Raw genomic sequence first — 19540 nt, forward strand, 5'->3', positions numbered from 1 at the left:
TCTATATTGAGTGATATACGTTCACTCGAGCTCTGATAGTATCTGCGCTCTTGCTCCTTATCAGTTGAACGGCCTGTTAATGGCCATCGACGAGCCTAGGTTTTGCAAGAGCCGGTCTTACCTATTTTGCTATCAATTCTGATTTACCTTAAGCAATCTTTAGGAAAACTTTTTTACATCATTATATTTTGTTTAATGTGTTTTTTACATTAAACAAAATATAATGAACTCATTTTTTCACTATGCAACAGCCAAAGACTGACGGTAGCATTCGCTAGTGGCTAATAAAGCCCAAATTACACGCGCATTTTTATTGGCCAGAGCGACGGTTGCTTTGTTATAGCCACAGCGCTCTTTTTTATCTGCAGCCCATATACTTTTTTATCAGTTTTATTATTGCATCTATTAATAACTGTGCGAGCACCATGTATTAATAAAGTTCTTATGTACCGGTCGCTTCGTTTACTAATACTACCTAAACGTATTTTATTCCAACTGGAATGCTGTTTTGGAACCAGTCCGAGCCAGGCAGAAACCTCTCGCCTATTTTTAAAATATTTCGCATTACCGAGAGTGGCTATCATTGCTGAAGCAGCGATGGGCCCACCTGTTTGATTTCTTTTTCATGTACATCAACTTGTGTATCGTACATTTTAAACTGCTCATATAGTCTTATAAAAACAGCCTCAGCATGCGGAGTCAGCTTGTTTTTGTTTAACTCCAGCATTACCGGTAAATTTCTCATATGGCACAGTCCTTTTGTCCACGCCGTATTCGGATAATAAGCCTCTAATATGATTTGATAAAGCGGTTCTCTGTTTAATCGCTAATTCTCTACACCGGTGTAATAGCAGCATGTCTTGTTGTTCAATCGTTTTTATTGGCACAAATTTCATCGTGGGTCTTGTAACTGCTTCATTGATACCCTCTGCATCGTTACAATCATTTTTATTTGATTTGATATAGGGCTTAACAAACTGAGGAGACATCATTTTTACGTTATGTCCTAATCCTTGAAAAGTTCTTCCCCAATAATTAGAACCTCCACAAGCCTCAATACCAACAAGACAAGGTGGTAGCTGTGCCATGAACTCAATCAATTTTTCTCAACTAAGCCTTTTCTTTAAAATACATTTTCCTTTTGAATCTGTTCCATGTAATTGAAAAACATTTTTTGCCAAATCTATCCCTACTACTTTAATATTCTTATTCATGGATCCTCCGCTTTTTGAATGAATTTCACAATCTCATTCTGGCTCACAATGAAGCCTGATTAAAGGGTGGCAGGGTCCATACTATTAGTTGAATATGCTCAATATTCGCCTTCCTCGCGCCTTGTCAGACACCAATATCACCTAGCCTAACGATCAGATTATTTACAGGATGAGGTACTAGCTTTAATTCGATCATAAAACTGGCGTAAACAGTTACTATATCGAATGGTTATGCTCCCGGCGAGTTATAAAAACTCTTTTTTGTTTAAATAACTCATGTTACGCACTAAACCTTGCTGCTCCCTGAAATTTAATTAAAATTTCATCCCTGATTTTTAGGGAGGAAGATTTAATGGATATGCTTGATATTTATAGTGACTATTTGATTTGCCAGAATAAATATGCAACAGCTACAGGTTTATCGGAGATGTTGGATGGTGAATTTGCTCACGACAAGGTGACACGATTTTTACGACTACAAGATTTTGGTTCCAAAGCGCTCTGGAATTATGTCAAGAAGTCAGTCAGGGAGAGTGAAGCATCAGACGGTGTTCTTTTATTGGATGACTCGATTGAGGAGAAGCCTTACACGGATGAGAATGAAATTAATTGTTGGCATTATTCCCATGCTAAAGGTGATGTGGTCAAAGGGATTAATATCCTGACCTGCATGGTTCGGTATGGTGACTTCAGTGTTCCTGTTGGTTATGAAGTTATCAAAAAAGACGTTGCTTTTTGTGACATTGAAACAAGGCAAGCTCGCAGAAAGTCATCCACGACTAAAAATGAACTTTTTCGCAAGCTTATCGCACAAGCGGTTAGTAATCATGTGTTGTTTGACTTTGTACTTGCGGACAATTGGTTTGGCTCGAAGGCCAATATGGCTTACATCCATAATGACCTTCAAAAATCGTTTATTATTGGGATTAAATCTAATCGAACCTTAGCTTTATCCAAAAACGACGCCAACAACGGACGGTACACAAAAGTCAGAGAATTAGAGCTTGAAGAGGACATAGCCCACACAGTCTATCTCAAGGGATTAGACTTCCCAGTGAGGCTTTTGAAGAAAATTTTCAAAAACGAAAATGGTTCTACAGGGGTTCTCTATCTCGTTTCTAATGACATGACCAGCAGTGCCGAACGTCTTTATGAAGTGTACCAGAAACGGTGGCGGATTGAAGAGTATCACAAGTCAATTAAACAAAATGCAAGCCTGAACAAGTCTCCAACCCGTACGGTTAAAACACAATCCAACCATATCTTTGCCGCAATCATTGCATACTGCAAACTGGAAATGATGAAAATAAAGACAAAATTGAATCACTTTGCCATCAAGTACAAATTAATACTCAGGGCTAACCAAATTGCTATGCAGGAGTTAAAAAATATGGCTCGTTAAAGTCGATTGTGCGTAACATGAGTAAATAATGATTATTATTGGGCTGTGGGTAGGGTCAAGAAGCTTGTAAGGATTAAGGATGCATAAACCACGAACCACATTCCACTTGGTTTAAAGACACAAGCTCTCGTTCTTGTCCTTTTTTTGCAACGGGGTTAAAAGTGATTCTCCAAGCTCGGCAATCTCTTGGGTTCTCACTTCGCACAGGGTGAATAAGGCCGTTAAATTACAACGTGCCACACAGTATATCACTCCACTTTTTCCTGCCTCAGGGGTGGTCATGGCTCCCTTGGGAGTCGCTCCTTTTCGAGTCGAGACGACATTATAGATTGCAAAATTAATACCTAAGCCATGCCCCCTGGACAGTGGAAACCAAGGTTCTATTTTCTTGGATATTTTATTAAAAAACTCCAGCTCACGAGGAAAATCATCTTCCTTAAATGAACGGGATTTATCCAATTGACGATCACTGCGGCAATATTCCTGTGCGACATGGGCAGGGACCAGACGTTGTGCGCTGCCGATTTTACGACACCAGTGTTCTTCCCGCTGCGGCCGTTTCCACTGGCTAAAATGTTGAACATAGGTGGCTAAGGCATCGAGGAGGGGCTGAAAATTAAAATGATGCTCTCCTTCAACATGGGTGTGAGCCTCATCATTCAGGGTGTAATTTAATCCTTTTTCCTGCACTTCTTTGTACTGGGCAAGTAATTTGGCTCTTATTTCTTCCGCCCGGTCATCATTTCCTTCATTGGCGGCTTCCTGAAGACACTCAAGCATCATCTGCCACATATGAGAATCCATGGCCCATAGGGCATATTGAAAGGCACTTACCTTGTCAAAGGTGCGTCCGGAGTAATCCGTGATACGTTCTTTTTTTAAGAGCAAATCAATGTCTGTTTTTAGCATGGCTTTGGCAGCGTTTTCTTCTCCACGGACCACAAGATGTACGAAATGTACAGATTTACGGGCATTCACTATCGGTTGAAACAGGCGATAGTGATTTGTTGAGGACTGGGAAAATGCAGCCAAATCCCGTGATGACAAATTTCCAGCTATTTCCACCTTTAGTTCAGGGGGTAACTCGCTCTTATCCTCTTTTTTCGACGGAGCTGAAAGTGACTTTTCAAGCTCGACAACCTCTTGAGTTCTCACTTCGTACAGGTCGGATAAAGCTGTGCAATTAAAGCGTGCCATCACCTGACTTGACCAGCCCGTATTTTTCCACACCCGAGCTTCCGCACTAGACTCCGAGTGACCATTATAAATTGCAAAATCAAAGCCTAACCCATTGTCCTCAGACAGAGGAAACCAGGATTCCATCTTATCCGATATCTGATTATAGAACGTCAGTTCACGAGGAAAATCCGCTTCCTTAAATGAGCGAAACGAATTGAATGGAAAGTCAGGATGACAATATTCCTGTGCGATATGGGCAGGGACCAGGCGTTGTGCGCCGCCGACTTTATGGTTCCAATGATCTTCCCGTTGCGGCCATGTCCACTGATCAAAATCTTGAGCATAGGTATCTAAGGCATCGAGGAGAGGCTGAAAATTAAAATGACGTTCTCCTTCAACGCGAGTGTGAGCCTCATCATTCAGGGTGTAATTTAATCCTTTGTCCTGCACCTCTTTGTACTGGGCAAGTAATTTGGCCCTTATTTCTTCCACCCGGTCATCTTTTCCTTCATTGGCGGCTTCCTGAAGACACTCAAGCATCATCTGCCACATGTGAGAATCCATGGCCCATAGGGCATATTGAAATGCGCTTACCTTTTCAAAAGTGCGTCCGGAGTAATCCGTGACGTGTTCTCTTTTTAAGAGCAAATCAATGTCTGTTTTTAGCATGGCTTTGGCAGCGTTTTCTTCTCCACGGGCCACAAGACGCACCAATTTACGGGCATTCAGTATCGGTTGAAAGAGATGCCAATGATATTTTACGGTCTTGGAAAGCGCTGCCAAATCTCGTGATGACAAATTTCCAGCTATTTCCACTGTTAGCTCAGGGGGTAACTTTAATTTTTTTACGAACTGATTGCTTATTGGCATCATAACCTCTTTATTATCACTAATCATAGTTTGAAAATTTACTCATTTGATTATTTATAGGAAGAGGAATAGTATTTGATACTAATCTGTACGATTTTTCAGACTGAGTAAAAAACCGCTATGGCTAATCATTTCTAAAGGCCTGAAATCATATTTTTTGTAATAAAGTTACTTATGCCTTATGCCTTATGCCTTAGCTCGGCATTGTTTATATTATCAAGCGCGTAAGACATTTAGACACAAACCTTCGTTCTTGTCCTGCTTTTGCAACGAAGCTAAGAGTGATTCTCCAAGCTCGGCAACCTCTTGGGTTCTCACTGCATGCAAGGTGGATAGAGCTTTTGAATTAATGTCTGACCAATGGACAGACCTGCCTAACGTGACTCGTGACCCGGCCCCGACACAACCAGGTAATCCCGCCGTGCCATTATAAATTGCAAAATTAAAGCCCAACCCATCGTCCCCAGACAACGGAAACCAGGATTTCTCTTGATCAGCCCCCCAATGATAGAACTTCAGGCCACGAGGGAAGTTCACTTCCTTAAATGAGCGGGATTGATCTAATAGAAGATCACTGCGGCAATATTCCTGTGCGACGTGGGCAGGGACCTGACGTTGCGCGTCGCCAACTTTACGACACCAGTAATCTTCTCGTTGCTCCCTTCCCCATTGGTGATAATTTTTAACATAGGTATCTAAGGCATCAAGGAGGGGCTGAAAATTAAAATGATGCTCTCCTTCAACATGGGTGTGAGCCTCATCATTCAGGGTGTAATTTAATCCTTTTTCCTGCACTTCTTTGTACTGGGCAAGTAATTTGGCTCTTATTTCTTCCGCCCGGTCATCATTTCCTTCATTAGCGGCTTCCTGAAGACACTCAAGCATCATCTGCCACATATGGGAATCCATGGCCCATAGGGCATATTGAAAGGCACTTACCTTGTCAAAGGTGCGTCCGGAGTAATCCGTGATGCGTTCTTTTTTTAAGAGTAAATCAATGTCTGTTTTTAGCATGGCTTTGGCAGCGTTTTCTTCTCCACGGGCCACAAGATGTACGAATTTACGGGCATTCACTATCGGTTGAAACAGGCGATAGTGATTTGTTGAGGACCGGGATAATGCAGCCAAATCCCGTGATGACAAAATTCCAGCTATTTCCTCCTTTAGTTCAGGGGGTAACGCATTAATTTTTTCGAACTGATTGAATGCTAGTATCATAAAGCTCATTGTTACCACTAATTATGGTTTTAAACATAAGGTACGGCATACTAGCATATATCAATAAAATAAGGCCATCTTTTATCGCCTCATAAACTACCGATGCAACTGGAGAATTTCTTTTGGCTCCAGCCATTGGAATATATCTAAAATTGTGTCAGTTGGCAGGTCTATGATTTTTGTCATTACATCATCTATTAGAGAAGTTTAATTTATTGATATGTGATCGGTTTTTATGAACTTATCTTCTTTTTCTTCCTTCCCATTTAAAGACGATCATACTTAATAATTTTCAACTTTTCACTTTAAATTCAGTTTATCATTTTGGGTTTCATTTGCTCGTTCGATTAAAATTCTTTCTTCTGGCTCAAAAGATAAATCCTCTATACCTGAAAAAGGATCTTCTTCATCGATATTTTCTGAGTCGTTTTCGGCTGGTTTATAAGCTCGACCCAGCTCATCTAAACGAAATTCCATTAATACAGTAAAAGGGTCTTTCCGATTCAATGCTTTTATTTGTATTTTTCTTAATGAAATATTGTTATCATTTAGACAGTTTTTAAAAAAAACTTGATTCATATGATGGTGCCAGATAGAAATATTCTTATCATCAATATCTAATTCTTTGGCAAGAACCCTATCTAATAAACTCAATGTTAATTTCACGTTGTGCCCATCAATAATAAGTGATTTTAATAATAATTTTCTAAAATCCCAGAGTTCCGATAGTAAATTACGCCTGCTCGCATTATCCGTAGATAACAGCTTTATTTTATTTCGAAAAAAAGACAAGCTTTTTTCATCAAAGTTAATGGCATCATCAGCATTTTCTACTTTTTTAAGAGAAGGCAATTTCTTTGTGTGCTTTCTTTTGTTTGGAATGCTAAAATTACTGGAGTCAGGAGTATATTTATGAACTAAATTCCAGAGCATTTCTGCAGCATTAATATTAAATGCCTTTTTATCGACATGGTGTTTTGCTATTCCAGCTACTTGTAATTTGAAGCTATCCGAAATAAGTTTATTTTTTTCTAAGAGCGTTTTTATTGCTTTTGATATTTCACAAGATGAGTTATAGGACATATAATTACCTTTTTGCTAGTCAATTAGTCCTCCCTGAAGATTGTTCGTGCTGGGTTCGTGAGTCCTTTTCCAATATAATTAGAATATATTGCAAAATATAATTGATTTACATTTTGTTTTCCCAAGCAAACCATTTCTGTACAAGAGTTGTTTTGTTTTCAACAGCAATTAGAAGTTTCATTGTATCGACGTGTAAACCTCCCTTTTTTAGTGCCAGTTATAATTAGAGTTTTCCGACCTGTTTTTAATCAATCTGTAATCCAAAGGTGACATATCACCGAGTGATTCATGTGGTCTTTCTTCGTTATATTCTTTCATCCAATTTGTGGTAATATCACGTACCTCATTGAGACTTCTAAATAGATAAAAATCCAATATTTCATTCCGATAAGTTCTATTGAACCGCTCCACAAATGAATTTTGAGTTGGCTTTCCCGGCTGAATAAACTCAAGAATAACACCATGCTTTTCTGCCCAATCCGCTAACGCAAGGGAAATAAACTCAGGTCCATTATCAAGTCGCAACCTTGCAGGATATCCTCGATTGGCGGCAATATGGTCAAGTACCCGAATAACCCTTAGAGCAGGCAAGCTCAAATCAATTTCAATTGCCAAAGCTTCCCGATTAAAATCATCTACCACATTAAAAGTCCTGAATCTTCTGCCGCAATTGAGGGCATCACTCATAAAATCAGCTGACCATGTATGGTTAAGGGAATCAGGCACAGCAAGAGGTTCCGGGTGACGGGAAGCTAATCTGCGTTTTCCTTTTCGCCTTATATTTAACTTCAACTCACAATAAACACGGTATACTCTTTTATGATTCCAGGAGAAACCTGCCTGCCGCAATTTGATAAACAACTTCCTGAAACCATAACGCGGATAGTGTTCGGTTATGGTCACCAATTCTTTTATCACCGCTTCATCCTTATCCATCGCCGGCTGATAGTAGTAAGCTGTACGACTTAAGCGTAATACCGAGCAGCTTCGCCTGAGACTCAGACCATGTTCCTGCACCAGATAATCAGCCATTTCCCTCTTTTCAGCCGGCTTCAAAGCTTTTTTTCTATAACATCCTTCAGTGCACGGTTTTCCAGAGACAAATCAGCAAACATCCGTTTCAGCTTTGCATTTTCTTCCTCAAGTTGCTTCATGCGTTTAATATCTGAGGCTTCCATCCCACCGTATTTTGCTTTCCAGTTGTAATAGGTGGCATCGGATATCCCATGTTCCCGGCATACATCCTTTACCAATCGTCCTACTTCAACTGATTTTAATATGTTTAAAATTTGATTTTCTGTAAAGCGACTGCGTTTCATCGTTCCTCCTCTTTTTTGCTTATTATGCCGGAGAAACTCTAATTGAAAATGGTGCTATTTTAAGGGAGGGTTACACGAGGAATGCAAATAATATTAATATAATGATATTTAATGATCAAATAAATAGAAGTTCGAAACGGTCTAACTTTTTAAATAAGTGATTGTATTTTCTCAACATTATTGTGACTCTCTCTTAAAATAGCACCATTCTCAATTAGAGCTTTTAAGACGAGTTGATAGGGGCTTATATGATATACCAACAGGAGTTTCGCACTTATCCAGAATTGATTTATAATCTCGCGTAATTTCACAGCATTATTTTTTATCAGGATGTCTCGTCATAAATGCACAGACAGCTCAACATTACGTTGATAAGACAACACCTTGCTTGTTAATTGCGGATTACACCGTTCTGTCGAAACAGCACAGCAGTAAAATAGAGCTGGTTAATTATCAGTATTCAGGTAACACGCATAATGTTATTGCCGGGATTGGCTTAGTAAATATGCTTTGGTACGAGCTTGAATCAGGGCAGGTTGTGCCTATTGATTATCGAATATACGATAAAGATACGGATGGTAAAACAAAAAACACCCATTTTTGTGAGATGCTCTCAATAGCAAAGCAACGAGGCATAGTACCTGAAGCTGTTGTTATGGACGCTTGGTATTCCAGCTTAAAACTTGTCCGATATATCGTGGATACGCTGATAGAAATTTAAGTATTATGCGTAAAATAGTCCTTAAATTATTAACCCAAGATACATCAAACCAAGATGGCATCGCTTTAAAACGAATGAAAGCTGCCCTTTCTACTCAATATTTAAAAAAAGTGATCGGACTTTGAACTTTGATGAAATCGCCCTGGATGATTGCAGGGCTAACGCGTCTGATTTTTAAAATAACGTAAGAAAAAGATCATGTCACTGTAAGAAAAAGATCAAGGTTCCAGGAGAAGATGTTGGTATACCCATTAAAATGAAATAAACGATACTTCATGCTCACATGAAGAGCATGGGGTATTTTAAATTGTCATCAGATGCATTGTTTTCTCATTTTTCTACATTAATTGACCCACGAGTTGTAAACCATAATACACGCCATGAAATGAAGGATATTTTAATTATTTCCTTATTGGCGGTGATATGCAGAGCAGATAGTTGGGTTGATATTGAGCTATTTGGAAAATGCAAAAAAGACTGGTTAGAAACATTTTTAAATCTTCCAAATGGCATTCCCTCGCATGATACGTTTAGACGCTTTTATTCAATACTGGATGCTAAAGAATTTGAATTATGTTTTATGTCATGGATAGCAACATTAGTTGAGAAACATCAGGGTGAGATTATTGCAATTGATGGAAAAACATCGCGAAGGAGTGTCGATGGGAATCGAGGATTAAAAGCGCTGCATTTAGTCAGTGCCTGGGCCAGTGAGAATGGACTTGTTTTAGGTCAAGTAAAGTGTCGTGATAAAGGCGGTGAAATTGCGGCAATGGAGACTTTATTGAACGTACTCGATTTAAAAAACGTTACAGTAACAATGGATGCAATGGGTTGCCAAAAAAAATTAGCTGCTCAAATTATTCAAAAAGGTGGCCATTACATGTTAGCAGCTAAGGGGAATCAAGGAATGCTCCATGACAAAATTAAGATGATTTTTGAAAAAACCGAACAAATGCAATTTAACGCAATGACTTATACCCATGATACCCAAGTAGATAAAGGACATGGTCGGGTTGAACAAAGAGATTGCACAGTATTCCATGTAATGTATGCACCCGATTTAAAGAAAAGTGGGTGGGACTAAACAGTTTAATAAAGATTAAAAGTGAAGTGTTTAAACAAGGGCAAACGACCATTCAAACGCGCTACTATATTAGTTCACTTCCACCAGATGCTGCTATTTGTGCTCATGCGATTCGACAACATTGGGCTGTAGAAAATAGCTTACATTGGTGTTTGGACATGAGTTTTAATGATGACTATGCAAGAGCCAGAATAGGCCATAGCGCAGAAAATTTTGCCGTACTTCGTCAGATTGCCTTAAATTTGCTAAAAAAGGATAATTCCAGAAAAGATAGTATTAAAGGTAAACGAAAAATCGCTGGATGGGACAACTCTTTTTTAGAATGTTTACTCAGTTTGGTCAAAAATTGAAGTGCGTAGGCCGTGTGGATGATTAAAAATCAAACAAAGATTTAATAAAATCTTAAGTTTAATAGTTTATCATTAACCACATCACATCTTGAGTATTACATTAAGTATCCATTTGCAGATATAAGTTGAGGAAGTAAACATGCCATTAATTCAAGCTTGGGTAGAAATACCAACAACTGATTCAAATTTTCATGAAAATAATATTCTTCCTAAAGATGGAAGATTTAATCTGCAAATTATTGGAGGCTTTGATGGCAAATCTTCTCCTCAATTTAGTTTGCATAACACCTATAGAGCCATCGAAACCAACAATTTCACCAAACAAACATCAAATGGGGGTTACGTATATGTCCTAGAAGTGGACATGTGGCGTGGTTTAATGGATTCGGACACACCAGTTAAGAGATAATAAGCTTAACTGGAGTAAAAAAGATGACAATTAGAAGAAAATTTTCACAAGAATTTAAACTTGATGCGATAAGCCTTGTAAAAGATCAAGGTTACAGTCGAGCTGAGGCCTCTCGCAGTTTATCAATTCATCCCAATATGCTTAGTCGCTGGATAAAAGAACATGAATCAGATCAAGGGAATGCATTCAGGGGTAATGGGAAATTAACGGCTGAACAGCTTGAGATTCGCCAGCTACGAGAAGAAAACCGTCGGCTGAAGATGGAAAAGGAGATTTTAAAAAAGGCGGCGGCCTTCTTTGCTCAGGAAACGAAGTGAAATATTCGTTTATCGCCCAACATGAGAAGGTCTGGCCAATAGACAAGATGTGTCTATTACTGGGCGTTTTGCGTTCAGGATATTATCGATACCGTCGAAATCGACACGGTAAACCGAGCGATCCATTACATCAGGAGATGATTGATTTTGTGAAAGACATCGCGGAGAAAAGTACTTATACATTTGGCAGTAGACGCATGAGAAAAGCGCTAAATGCTCTAGGATATCCGGTTGGTCGGCGTAAAACTCAGAGCCTGATGAAAGAAGCGGGCGTTATGGTTCGGTACAGAAAAAAATATAAGATAACGACCAATAGCAGACATAAAAAACCGGTTTTTGAAAATGTTCTGAGCCGTGATTTTTCGCCCAGTGCGCCAGACCGAGCTTATGTATCGGATATTACTTACCTGTCAACACAAGAGGGTTGGTTATATCTGACAGTGGTTATTGATTTGTTCTCCAGGAAAGTTGTTGGCTGGAGTATGAGTTCAAGGATGAAGGCAGATTTAGTTTGTGATGCCCTGAAAATGGCTTTATGGCAACGTAAACCAAAACCTGGCTTAATTGTGCATTCAGATAGAGGCTCTCAATATGCCAGCAATGAGTACCGTAAATTACTCAACGACTGGAAGTGTACTGGTAGCATGAGCAGAAAAGGTGATTGTTGGGATAATGCGGTTGCAGAGAGCTTTTTTGGTAGCTTGAAGCAAGAACGAGTGCAATGGAAACATTATCAGACGCGTTCTGAGGCACACCGGGATGTATTAAATTACATCACCGTTTTTTATAATGATTTTCGGCTTCACTCAACAATTGGTTATATAAGCCCAAATCAATTCGAAAAGGAAATGAGGTCGTTAAAAATGGTTGCTTAACTGGTGTGTCGCAATTTGCTTGACCACGTCAAAAGCCACAGGTATTAATTGGACTACGCTGAACTGGCCACACATTCGGTTATCCAGTCCCTTTCAGTTTTACAATTCCATTATATCGCATTCGAGTTTTTATGGTTTGGAACTACAAGAACTGATAATTGAAGCTTGTATTGCACATGATGTTGATTTTAGAGAAGCAGATCTAAGGCGTGCTAACTTTAAGCAAACTGATTTTGAGAAAAGCCAATTTGTCCACACAAACTTGTATGGGGCTGATTTTACAGAAGCTCACAGCTATTCCATTGATCCAACTCAAAATGATATTAAAAAAGCAAAGTTCAGTTTGCCTGATGCGATTCATTTGCTTGATGGATTCGAGATCCAGATTATAGGATAATGAAACGTGAAAAATATAAACTTAAAAAGATTAGAACCAAAGATAAGCACAATGGCTGAAATTAAACTTATTGCATCTAAGTGCGATATGTCATTTTCAGAGAATAAAACGGATAAACTGTGGCGGAGTTTTAGCCCAACTATAAAAAATATTCCAAATAAAAAAAATAACTTTAAATATTCAGTTCAGATTTTCCCTGATACAAATTTTTTTAAAGACTTTGATCCAACAACTACATTTCAGAAATATGCCGCCATAGAAGCTGATATCAGCGAAAATCTTCCAGAAAAACTTGAAGTGTTAACTATACCTGCTGGCCTTTATGCAATATTCACTTATATCGGTAAACCTAGTGAAGCTGAAAAAACCTTTTATTATATATATTATCAATGGCTAAAAGAGTCTGGTTTTGAACTTGATGAAAGACCACACTTTGCGATAATGGGCGATAAATATATAGGAGAGCACCCTGATTCGGAAGAAGAGTTATTCATTTGTAGTAGTTCAAACTTGATCTGACAGTTACCGGTTTTTCAGAAGTGTCTGTCAGGTCAAATTCAGCCTATCAATTTTTCCTTCCAGATTTGTTTGCCATCAATCAATGTTTGCATTGGAGTACGTCCACAGCACATTTTGCCTTGATGGGTGCGCTCATTATTATAATAATGAAGCCATACGTCCAGATCTTTTTGCAGTTCATCCATGTCATCGTAAACTTTCTTACGGAATGTGATTTGATAAAACTCCTGCAAAATCGTTTTGTGGAAACGCTCACAAATACCGTTTGTTTGCGGTGATTGTGCTTTAGTTTTCGTGTGATCAATGTTGTTAATAGCTAAATAAAGCTGATAGTCATGCTGTTCTACTTTCCCACAATACTCTGTACCCCGGTCAGTTAAAACACGCAGCATAGGTAACTGCTGCTGCTCAAAGAACGGCAAGACCTTGTCGTTAAGGAGATCTGCTGATGTAATAGGCGTTTTTGTTGTATAGAGCTTGGCAAATGCCACTTTGCTATAAGTATCAACAAAAGTCTGCTGATAAATGCGGCCAACTCCTTTGATAGTTCCCACATAGAATGTATCTTGGGAACCAAGATAGCCAGGATGTGCTGTTTCAATTTCGCCGCAAGCCTCATCATCAAACTTCTTCTTCTCCAAAGCTGCAATTTGTGCTTCTGTGAGAATAATGCCCTCTGATGCTACTTTGGCTTCAAGTGCCTTCAAACGGTCTTTAAAGTTAGCTAAATTATGCCTAAGCCAGACGCTGCGAACGCCACTAGGGGATACAAAAATCCCTTTCTTACGCAACTCATTACTGGTGCGTAGTTGACCATGAGCTGGATATTCTATGGCGTACTCTTTTACCGCTTGCTCTATAGAATCGTCAACACGGTTCTTGTGATTAGGTTGCCTTCGTGACTTATCAAATAAGGCATCTACCCCACCAGATTCTACCGCTGATTTATAACGATAGAAGGTGTCTCGTGATAAACCCATTACCTTACAGGCTTTCGATACATTGCCTAATTCTTCAGCTAAATTTAGTAAGCCAACTTTGTGTTTAATAATTTTAACGTTATTATCTATCATGAGAGTTTTCCTTTTGGTTTTGTTAAAGTTTGCACTTCTATCAAAACCGGAAACTCTCACCTTTTCAAGTGGTTATGTCAGATTAAGTCGAAACTAATTCAATTCATTCCTATCAGGCATCAACCCACTTCAAGTTAGTGATAGATAAATTTCATGAGCTTTTTTGTTTAGATTATTTTGATCGGTGCTAATGCTGTACACACAAAACTATAATCAACTTGTTTTGAAAATGTTTAAAGCATTAGATCTATGATTGATCACAGATTAAACTAAATTGTGTGCCCAATTTGAACATGACCCTTTTTTACCAGGGTCCCGGCCGAGGGTCAAAAAGTGACGCCACATTATAATACAGATAATTCATGACAAGTGCTATGCACTCTCGAATGTTAGTGAATAAATCAAAGTGAGCAAAGTTTTACTGTGACCAAAACGTGTCCCAACTGTGGCGGTTCTCCGCTGTTCCAGGCAGTTTTAGACTGTTTTTTGTGAATGTGACGCTTCACAAGGCATTGATTTATAACGAATTTAAAATTAGAGCATAAGGCTTCGAACCAAGGTGTCGGGGGTTCGAGTTCCTCCGAGCGCGCCATTTAGGGCTCTTCCGGCTCTTCCCCATTTTAGGGGGCACTCCAATCATCCGCACAATACTCTAACCCTTAACCTGTAATTTTCAAAATTTCTAAACCCATAAGCTCTTCTTTGAATCAGTTTCATCTTTCGATGAAAGCCTTCTGTAATTCCATTGTTCTTTGTAAATCGCCACATCCTTACTATCTCTTCTCTCCATTTAAATAATCTTTTCAAAAGTTGTCCAGTTGATTGGATTCTTTCTCCCACGTCGATTTACCCATGCAAACATGATGTGTTTTACATAGTTTAGGAATGCACTCACGCGTCTCTTGTTATCGGAGATCCCGTGATAGTGCAGCCATCCCTTTACCACTCTTACAATTTTCTCGAGCAAACCCCACGTATCCGATGTATTAAGGTTTTCTCGGAGATATTTCCGTAAGCTCTTGAGCTTCGCTGAAAAACGATCTCGTCGACTGGTATATTTCAACCGCCAAAAGCCGTTTCTAGTTGTTCCCCAGTAGCACGTAAATCCTAGAAATTTGTAAGTAGGCAAACGTGATTTGTTTGCCGCAGCCTCTTTCGCTGCTATCTGGCCCGATCGCAATAATTGGGATTTCTCCATGTGGAGCAGTAATCCAAATTTGTTTAATCGTTTCGGTAACACACGATAGAATCGTTCTGCATCTGTTTGCTTCTGGAAGAGAAATACCATATCGTCACAATATCTCACCATTTCGGCTTTGCCCGTCAGATGTCCTTGTTTGATTTTCTCAAACCAATCATCAATGACATCGTGGAGGTATATATTCGAAATTGTCGGTGAAATAATAGACCCTTGTGGGCACCCGATTTCATTCGGTGCCACCTGATTGAACTCAGTTATCATGGGAGTCTTCATCGGCTGTGATACCAGTTTGAGAAATCGCTTATCGCTGATTTTCTTCTGCAAGCATTCCAATACCTTGCCATGTGGCAATGTGTTGAAGCATTTCTGAAGATCGATTTCAACCACCGCACCATCGTAGAACCGGTACGTATGACTCATCAGCGATTTGAGTGCCTGATGACAGTTCTTTCCAGGTCGAAATCCATAAGATGTGGAGTAGAACATCGGTTCATAGATGCTTACTAGGATTTTGTTTACGGCACTTTGTACCAATTTATCCTCCAGGCAACTGATAGCCAATGGTCTTGTACTTCCATCCTCTTTTGGGATTTCGACAAGCCTCGCTGGTTTTGGTCTGTATTGTCCGCGACGAATCTTAACGAGGAGTGCTTCTAGATTTTTATCAAGATCCTCCCCATATCGTTCTTTCGTCACCCCATCCACACCTATGGCCTTCTTTCCATTCAGGTCATAGTATATTTCTTTCAGCATCGCAATATTAATAATGTGTCCAATATTATTGAATACAATACCTTTGTCTTTTGCTGATAGCGCGCTTATGCGTTCAAGTTTCGTTTGCCCTGATTCTCCATCGTATCTGTGTATGGTCATGGTTTCTCTCTTACGCTCGATTTATCTCCGTCTGCCCTTTGCTCCACGATCATTACTCGCTTCATCACTACTACGGCCGACTCAGCCATCCTTACAGCCATCTCTTTTGCCTCATGAGGTAGTGCCTCATTTGTGCTTTCGATACTTCCATCCTAGAAGAACCATAAGGACTTCCCAAGTTGCGTCACTTATCTCTATCGCCTCGCCAACGTCGGTGACCCCGGTGGGGGATAATTATTGGAGTTTCGTCAGGTTGAACCAATAATTATCTATTGCCTGCTGCCTCGCCCAAGACATCGGCCCTCTCACAACATGATGCATTTCGGGGCTTACTACCGTTCACTCCATTTCGGCTCGTCGATTTCGCTGTCTACGCTTCGTACCTTTCGTTACCTTCAGGGACGCAAGACTCGCTACATGGTGGAGCTGACTCCTCCTTCCAAGAAGAGACTTTCACTCATCAGATAAGTGCGCCTTTCTTGGCGCACGGGCGATTTCATCAAAGCTCAAAGTCCGATCACTTTTTTTAAATATTGTGTAGAAAGAGCGGCTTTCATTCTTTTTAAAGCAATGCCCACTTGGTTTGAAGTATCCTGGGTTAATAGCTTAAGGACTATTACGCATAATGCTTAAATTTCTATTTGCATAGCCGCGATATATGGGGCATTGATCTTCGTTCATACCGACATCCAATTTATAGTGCAAGCCATTTTCTATTTTCCAATGGTTGCGAATTGCCTGGCACATTAAGCTGTGTTTTTTATAAGGCAGGGATGTAATATAATAACGAGTAGCCGTTTCAATCTCGCCTGTGGGTAAATGCCGTGTGGATTGCACACGGATATAAGCACTTAAATCTTTCCATTGTTGGCCGTAAGAAGGAAGGTACATGGCTCAGGGCAAGATCATGAGTGTCTTTAAATTAATCTAATTATGTGATCTCATATCTACTTTGAAAATAAAGAGGATATGAGATGTCAGGACAGTCGTTAGTTGAATGCTTTCCTGTACTTAGAGATCCAAGACAAGAAAGTAAAATTGACCATGAATTAATTGATGTACTTGTATTATGCGTATTGGGCGTTATATGTGGCGCTGAAGGTTGGCAAGATATCGAGGAAGTTGGTCATGCTCGGTTAGGCTGGTTACAAGAACGTGGCTTTTTTAAGAAAGGCATACCAGTCGATGACACAATCGCAAGGATTATCTCAGTCATTAAGCCAGAGGAGCTTCAGAATTGCTTTATTAATTGGATGAAAGCAGTGGAAGAAGCGACGAATGGTCAGGTTGTCGCATTAGATGGAAAAACATTGCGCCGCTCGTATGACAAGAAAAAACGTAAAGCGGCCATACATATGGTTAGCGCATTTGCAGCTGAAAATGGTGTTGTCTTAGGTCAAATAAGAGTAGACGATAAATCGAATGAAATTACTGCTATACCGGCTTTACTGGAGCTTCTCCATATTTAAAGGTTGTATTGTCACGATTGATGCAATGGGCTGCCAAGAAAAAATAGCTGAGAAAATCATCCAGCAAGGCACAGACTATGTTCTTGCGGTTAAAGATAACCAAAAAACAACTGCATGAAGAAATACAAGATTTTTTTGTAACGGCACGAAAATACGATTTTTATGCTGTCAGTCATGACTATTTTGAAGAAAACCATAAAGGGCATGGTCGTGTGGAAGTCAGGCGCTACTGGATAAGCAATGCCTTGAATACAATTTCTAAACCCGAGCGATGGTGTTCTTTAAAAAATATTGGCATGGTTGAGGCGATTAAATTTTTGGAACACTGTATTCCAGCGACTGAATGTTCCGCAAATAAATGGATTTTGAGTAGAAAGTGAAGAAGGCAATCGAGGGTTAGGTATCATGTGGCAATGATACTTAACCCTTTTTTAGGTTAGGGAGAAGAAAGTAAAATATCAGCTTTCTTTAACACCTTTTTCGATTCTTTGTCCAATCTCCTGATCGATGTTTTTCCAGTATTCGAAAGCTCTCTTTAGTACGGGTTGACTGACAGCGTTTTTGAGGTGGGCTACCACGTTGCTAACCAGCCTGTCACGGGCCGCATCGTCCAGCACTTGACGTACCAGGGTGTTTGCCTGCCCAAAATCATCATCATCTTTACGCAATGTATAGGCTTCGCGCACGAAATCGCCATGCGCCTCCCAGGTTGCGACCTCCGGATTTCGCGAGCTGTCTGCCTGCGGGCCCCCTTTGGAGTTAGGCGCATAAACCGGATCAGAGATATTTTCAACACGCATTAAGCCATCTTTGCTATAGCTGTGAACAGAGCATTTGGCTTTGTTAACGGGTATCTGCTTGTAATTCACACCCAACCTTGCCCGATGTGCATCCGCGTAGGAGAACACCCTGGCAAGCAGCATTTTATCCGGGCTGATCCCTGTCCCCGGCACCATGTTGTTAGGTTCAAATGCCGCCTGCTCAATTTCGGTGTGAAAATCCCTTGGATTGCGGTTTAGGGTCAATTGACCCACTTTAATGAGGGGGTAGTCTTTATGTGGCCATACTTTGGTAAGGTCAAATGGGTTGAAACGGTATGTCTCGGCCTCTTTGAATGGCATAATCTGCATGTACAGCGTCCAAGCTGGGTAATCACCTCGATCAATGGCTTCGAATAAGTCCCGGTTGTGATAGTCACCATCGGTGCCTGCAAGCTTATCGGCTTCTTCCTGGGTCAAAAACTCAATACCCTGATCAGTTTTAAAATGATATTTCACCCAGAATTTTTCCCCTTCTGCATTCACCCACATGTAGGTATGGCTTGAGTAGCCGTTCATATGGCGCCAGCTCTTGGGAATGCCCCTATCTCCCATCAGCCAGGTCACTTGATGTGCAGATTCAGGCGAAAGTGTCCAGAAATCCCATTGCATGTCATGATCGCGCAGATTGTTATTGGCACGGCGCTTCTGAGAACGGATAAAATGCTGGAATTTCATTGGATCTCGTACAAAGAACACAGGAGTGTTGTTCCCGACCATGTCAAAATTACCCTCGCTGGTATAAAACTTCACGGCAAACCCGCGTGGGTCACGCCAGGTGTCGGGACTTCCACGTTCACCCGCAACGGTTGAAAAGCGTATAAGCACATCCGTCTTTGTTCCAGGCTGAAAAACAGAAGCTTTTGTATATTTTTTTACATCTTCTGTCACCATAAAATACCCGAATGCGCCACCGCCCTTTGCATGGGGTTGCCGTTCAGGGATTCGTTCACGGTTAAAATTTGCCATCTGCTCAATAAGATAGTGATCATGAAGCAGAAGTGGGCCATTTGGCCCAATCGATAGAGAATGTTCGTCACTTGGAACAGGTATTCCTGAGTCAGTGGTGGTAAATTTTTTATTTTTATAGTCGTCAGCCATTTCAGCATCTCCTTTTGCATGGATAGGTTAATCTTTGTTAGATAA

Annotated in this window: 14 protein-coding genes and 6 pseudogenes; 10 read left to right on the forward strand and 10 right to left on the reverse strand. The window is 40.1% G+C overall.

The window, feature by feature from the left end; genetic code table 11:
- Positions 1-240: 240 nt before the first annotated feature.
- Positions 241-1214, reverse strand: a pseudogene (locus E4T55_RS03460) (IS110 family RNA-guided transposase).
- Between the two features lie 352 nt (positions 1215-1566).
- On the opposite strand from E4T55_RS03460, the gene E4T55_RS03465 reads away from it, so the two are divergent.
- On the forward strand, positions 1567-2616 hold the full coding sequence (locus tag E4T55_RS03465; protein WP_115325247.1) for an IS701 family transposase: 1050 nt from the start codon (positions 1567-1569) through the stop codon (positions 2614-2616).
- A 111-nt stretch (positions 2617-2727) separates the two neighbouring features.
- On the opposite strand, the gene E4T55_RS03470 is transcribed toward E4T55_RS03465, so the two are convergent.
- The 4 genes from E4T55_RS03470 to E4T55_RS03485 all read right to left on the reverse strand — a co-directional run bounded on the left by E4T55_RS03470 (position 2728) and on the right by E4T55_RS03485 (position 8285).
- On the reverse strand, positions 2728-4668 hold the full coding sequence (locus tag E4T55_RS03470) for a hypothetical protein (protein WP_135121910.1): 1941 nt from the start codon (positions 4666-4668) through the stop codon (positions 2728-2730).
- 213 nt (positions 4669-4881) lie between these two features.
- Positions 4882-5883 carry a hypothetical protein gene (locus tag E4T55_RS03475; RefSeq protein ID WP_115325269.1) on the reverse strand — a complete coding sequence of 334 codons (1002 nt, stop codon included), beginning with the start codon at positions 5881-5883 and terminating at the stop codon, positions 4882-4884.
- 300 nt (positions 5884-6183) lie between these two features.
- On the reverse strand, positions 6184-6966 hold the full coding sequence (locus tag E4T55_RS03480) for a hypothetical protein (protein ID WP_058502510.1): 783 nt from the start codon (positions 6964-6966) through the stop codon (positions 6184-6186).
- A gap of 207 nt (positions 6967-7173) precedes the next feature.
- A protein-coding gene (locus tag E4T55_RS03485; protein WP_242604080.1) for an IS3 family transposase occupies positions 7174-8285 on the reverse strand; the annotation gives its coding sequence in 2 pieces (ribosomal slippage) (positions 7174-8033 and positions 8033-8285; 1113 coding nt in all).
- A 355-nt stretch (positions 8286-8640) separates the two neighbouring features.
- On the opposite strand from E4T55_RS03485, the pseudogene E4T55_RS03490 reads away from it, so the two are divergent.
- The 7 genes and pseudogenes from E4T55_RS03490 to E4T55_RS03520 all read left to right on the forward strand — a co-directional run.
- Positions 8641-8982: pseudogene (locus E4T55_RS03490) on the forward strand (IS701 family transposase); the annotation flags it as partial.
- Positions 8976-9131, forward strand: a pseudogene (locus tag E4T55_RS15415) (ISAs1-like element ISCbu1 family transposase); the annotation flags it as partial. The pseudogenes E4T55_RS03490 and E4T55_RS15415, both read left to right, overlap by 7 nt.
- A 167-nt stretch (positions 9132-9298) precedes the next feature.
- Positions 9299-10443, forward strand: a pseudogene (locus tag E4T55_RS15420) (ISAs1 family transposase).
- A gap of 139 nt (positions 10444-10582) precedes the next feature.
- Complete coding sequence (locus E4T55_RS03505; protein WP_058502454.1) at positions 10583-10852, forward strand: hypothetical protein; 270 nt, start codon at positions 10583-10585, stop codon at positions 10850-10852.
- A 23-nt stretch (positions 10853-10875) separates the two neighbouring features.
- Positions 10876-12044 (forward strand): IS3 family transposase gene (locus E4T55_RS03510; RefSeq protein ID WP_135121911.1). Its coding sequence is split into 2 segments (ribosomal slippage): positions 10876-11125 and positions 11125-12044, totalling 1170 coding nucleotides; the frame shifts between segments, so codons are not numbered across the junction.
- Between the two features lie 136 nt (positions 12045-12180).
- Entirely contained in the window at positions 12181-12441 is a 261-nt protein-coding gene (locus E4T55_RS03515; protein WP_238583412.1) for a pentapeptide repeat-containing protein, read from the forward strand.
- Positions 12442-12492: 51 nt separating this feature from the next.
- Positions 12493-12960, forward strand: a complete 468-nt coding sequence (locus E4T55_RS03520) for a GyrI-like domain-containing protein (RefSeq protein WP_058501059.1) — start codon at positions 12493-12495, stop codon at positions 12958-12960.
- Here E4T55_RS03520 and E4T55_RS03525 read toward each other — a convergent pair.
- The 4 genes and pseudogenes from E4T55_RS03525 to E4T55_RS03540 all read right to left on the reverse strand — a co-directional run bounded on the left by E4T55_RS03525 (position 12932) and on the right by E4T55_RS03540 (position 16998).
- A pseudogene (locus tag E4T55_RS03525) lies at positions 12932-14033 on the reverse strand (IS481 family transposase). The gene E4T55_RS03520 and the pseudogene E4T55_RS03525 overlap by 29 nt on opposite strands.
- A gap of 636 nt (positions 14034-14669) precedes the next feature.
- Positions 14670-14837, reverse strand: a pseudogene (locus E4T55_RS03530) (transposase); the annotation flags it as partial.
- Positions 14824-16107, reverse strand: a complete 1284-nt coding sequence (gene ltrA / locus E4T55_RS03535) for a group II intron reverse transcriptase/maturase (protein WP_058502138.1) — start codon at positions 16105-16107, stop codon at positions 14824-14826. The gene ltrA and the pseudogene E4T55_RS03530, both read right to left, overlap by 14 nt.
- Before the next feature lie 606 nt (positions 16108-16713).
- Positions 16714-16998, reverse strand: a complete 285-nt coding sequence (locus E4T55_RS03540) for an ISAs1 family transposase (RefSeq protein ID WP_058502139.1) — start codon at positions 16996-16998, stop codon at positions 16714-16716.
- 83 nt (positions 16999-17081) lie between these two features.
- On the opposite strand from E4T55_RS03540, the gene E4T55_RS03545 reads away from it, so the two are divergent.
- Both E4T55_RS03545 and E4T55_RS03550 read left to right on the forward strand, forming a co-directional pair.
- Entirely contained in the window at positions 17082-17576 is a 495-nt protein-coding gene (locus tag E4T55_RS03545) for an ISAs1 family transposase (protein ID WP_058502140.1), read from the forward strand.
- Positions 17577-17653: 77 nt separating this feature from the next.
- Positions 17654-17956 carry a hypothetical protein gene (locus tag E4T55_RS03550; RefSeq protein WP_058502141.1) on the forward strand — a complete coding sequence of 101 codons (303 nt, stop codon included), beginning with the start codon at positions 17654-17656 and terminating at the stop codon, positions 17954-17956.
- Between the two features lie 78 nt (positions 17957-18034).
- Here the strand turns inward: E4T55_RS03550 and E4T55_RS03555 are convergent, their stop codons facing one another.
- Entirely contained in the window at positions 18035-19495 is a 1461-nt protein-coding gene (locus tag E4T55_RS03555; RefSeq protein WP_058502142.1) for a catalase, read from the reverse strand.
- Positions 19496-19540: the final 45 nt, after the last annotated feature.

This window comes from Legionella israelensis, from assembly GCF_004571175.1.
GTDB classification, from domain to species: Bacteria; Pseudomonadota; Gammaproteobacteria; order Legionellales; family Legionellaceae; genus Legionella_D; species Legionella_D israelensis.

Bases quoted from the DNA above. Each gene is read 5' to 3' on its own strand.
- E4T55_RS03480 (WP_058502510.1), bottom strand. From the start codon at position 6,966: ATGTCCTATAACTCATCTTGTGAAATATCAAAAGCAATAAAAACGCTC.
- E4T55_RS03545 (WP_058502140.1), top strand. From the start codon at position 17,082: ATGTCAGGACAGTCGTTAGTTGAATGCTTTCCTGTACTTAGAGATCCA.
- E4T55_RS03550 (WP_058502141.1), top strand. From the start codon at position 17,654: ATGTTCTTGCGGTTAAAGATAACCAAAAAACAACTGCATGAAGAAATA.
- E4T55_RS03475 (WP_115325269.1), bottom strand. From the start codon at position 5,883: ATGATACTAGCATTCAATCAGTTCGAAAAAATTAATGCGTTACCCCCT.
- E4T55_RS03465 (WP_115325247.1), top strand. From the start codon at position 1,567: ATGGATATGCTTGATATTTATAGTGACTATTTGATTTGCCAGAATAAA.
- E4T55_RS03520 (WP_058501059.1), top strand. From the start codon at position 12,493: ATGGCTGAAATTAAACTTATTGCATCTAAGTGCGATATGTCATTTTCA.
- E4T55_RS03505 (WP_058502454.1), top strand. From the start codon at position 10,583: ATGCCATTAATTCAAGCTTGGGTAGAAATACCAACAACTGATTCAAAT.
- E4T55_RS03470 (WP_135121910.1), bottom strand. From the start codon at position 4,668: ATGATGCCAATAAGCAATCAGTTCGTAAAAAAATTAAAGTTACCCCCT.
- E4T55_RS03555 (WP_058502142.1), bottom strand. From the start codon at position 19,495: ATGGCTGACGACTATAAAAATAAAAAATTTACCACCACTGACTCAGGA.
- E4T55_RS03540 (WP_058502139.1), bottom strand. From the start codon at position 16,998: ATGTACCTTCCTTCTTACGGCCAACAATGGAAAGATTTAAGTGCTTAT.
- ltrA (WP_058502138.1), bottom strand. From the start codon at position 16,107: ATGACCATACACAGATACGATGGAGAATCAGGGCAAACGAAACTTGAA.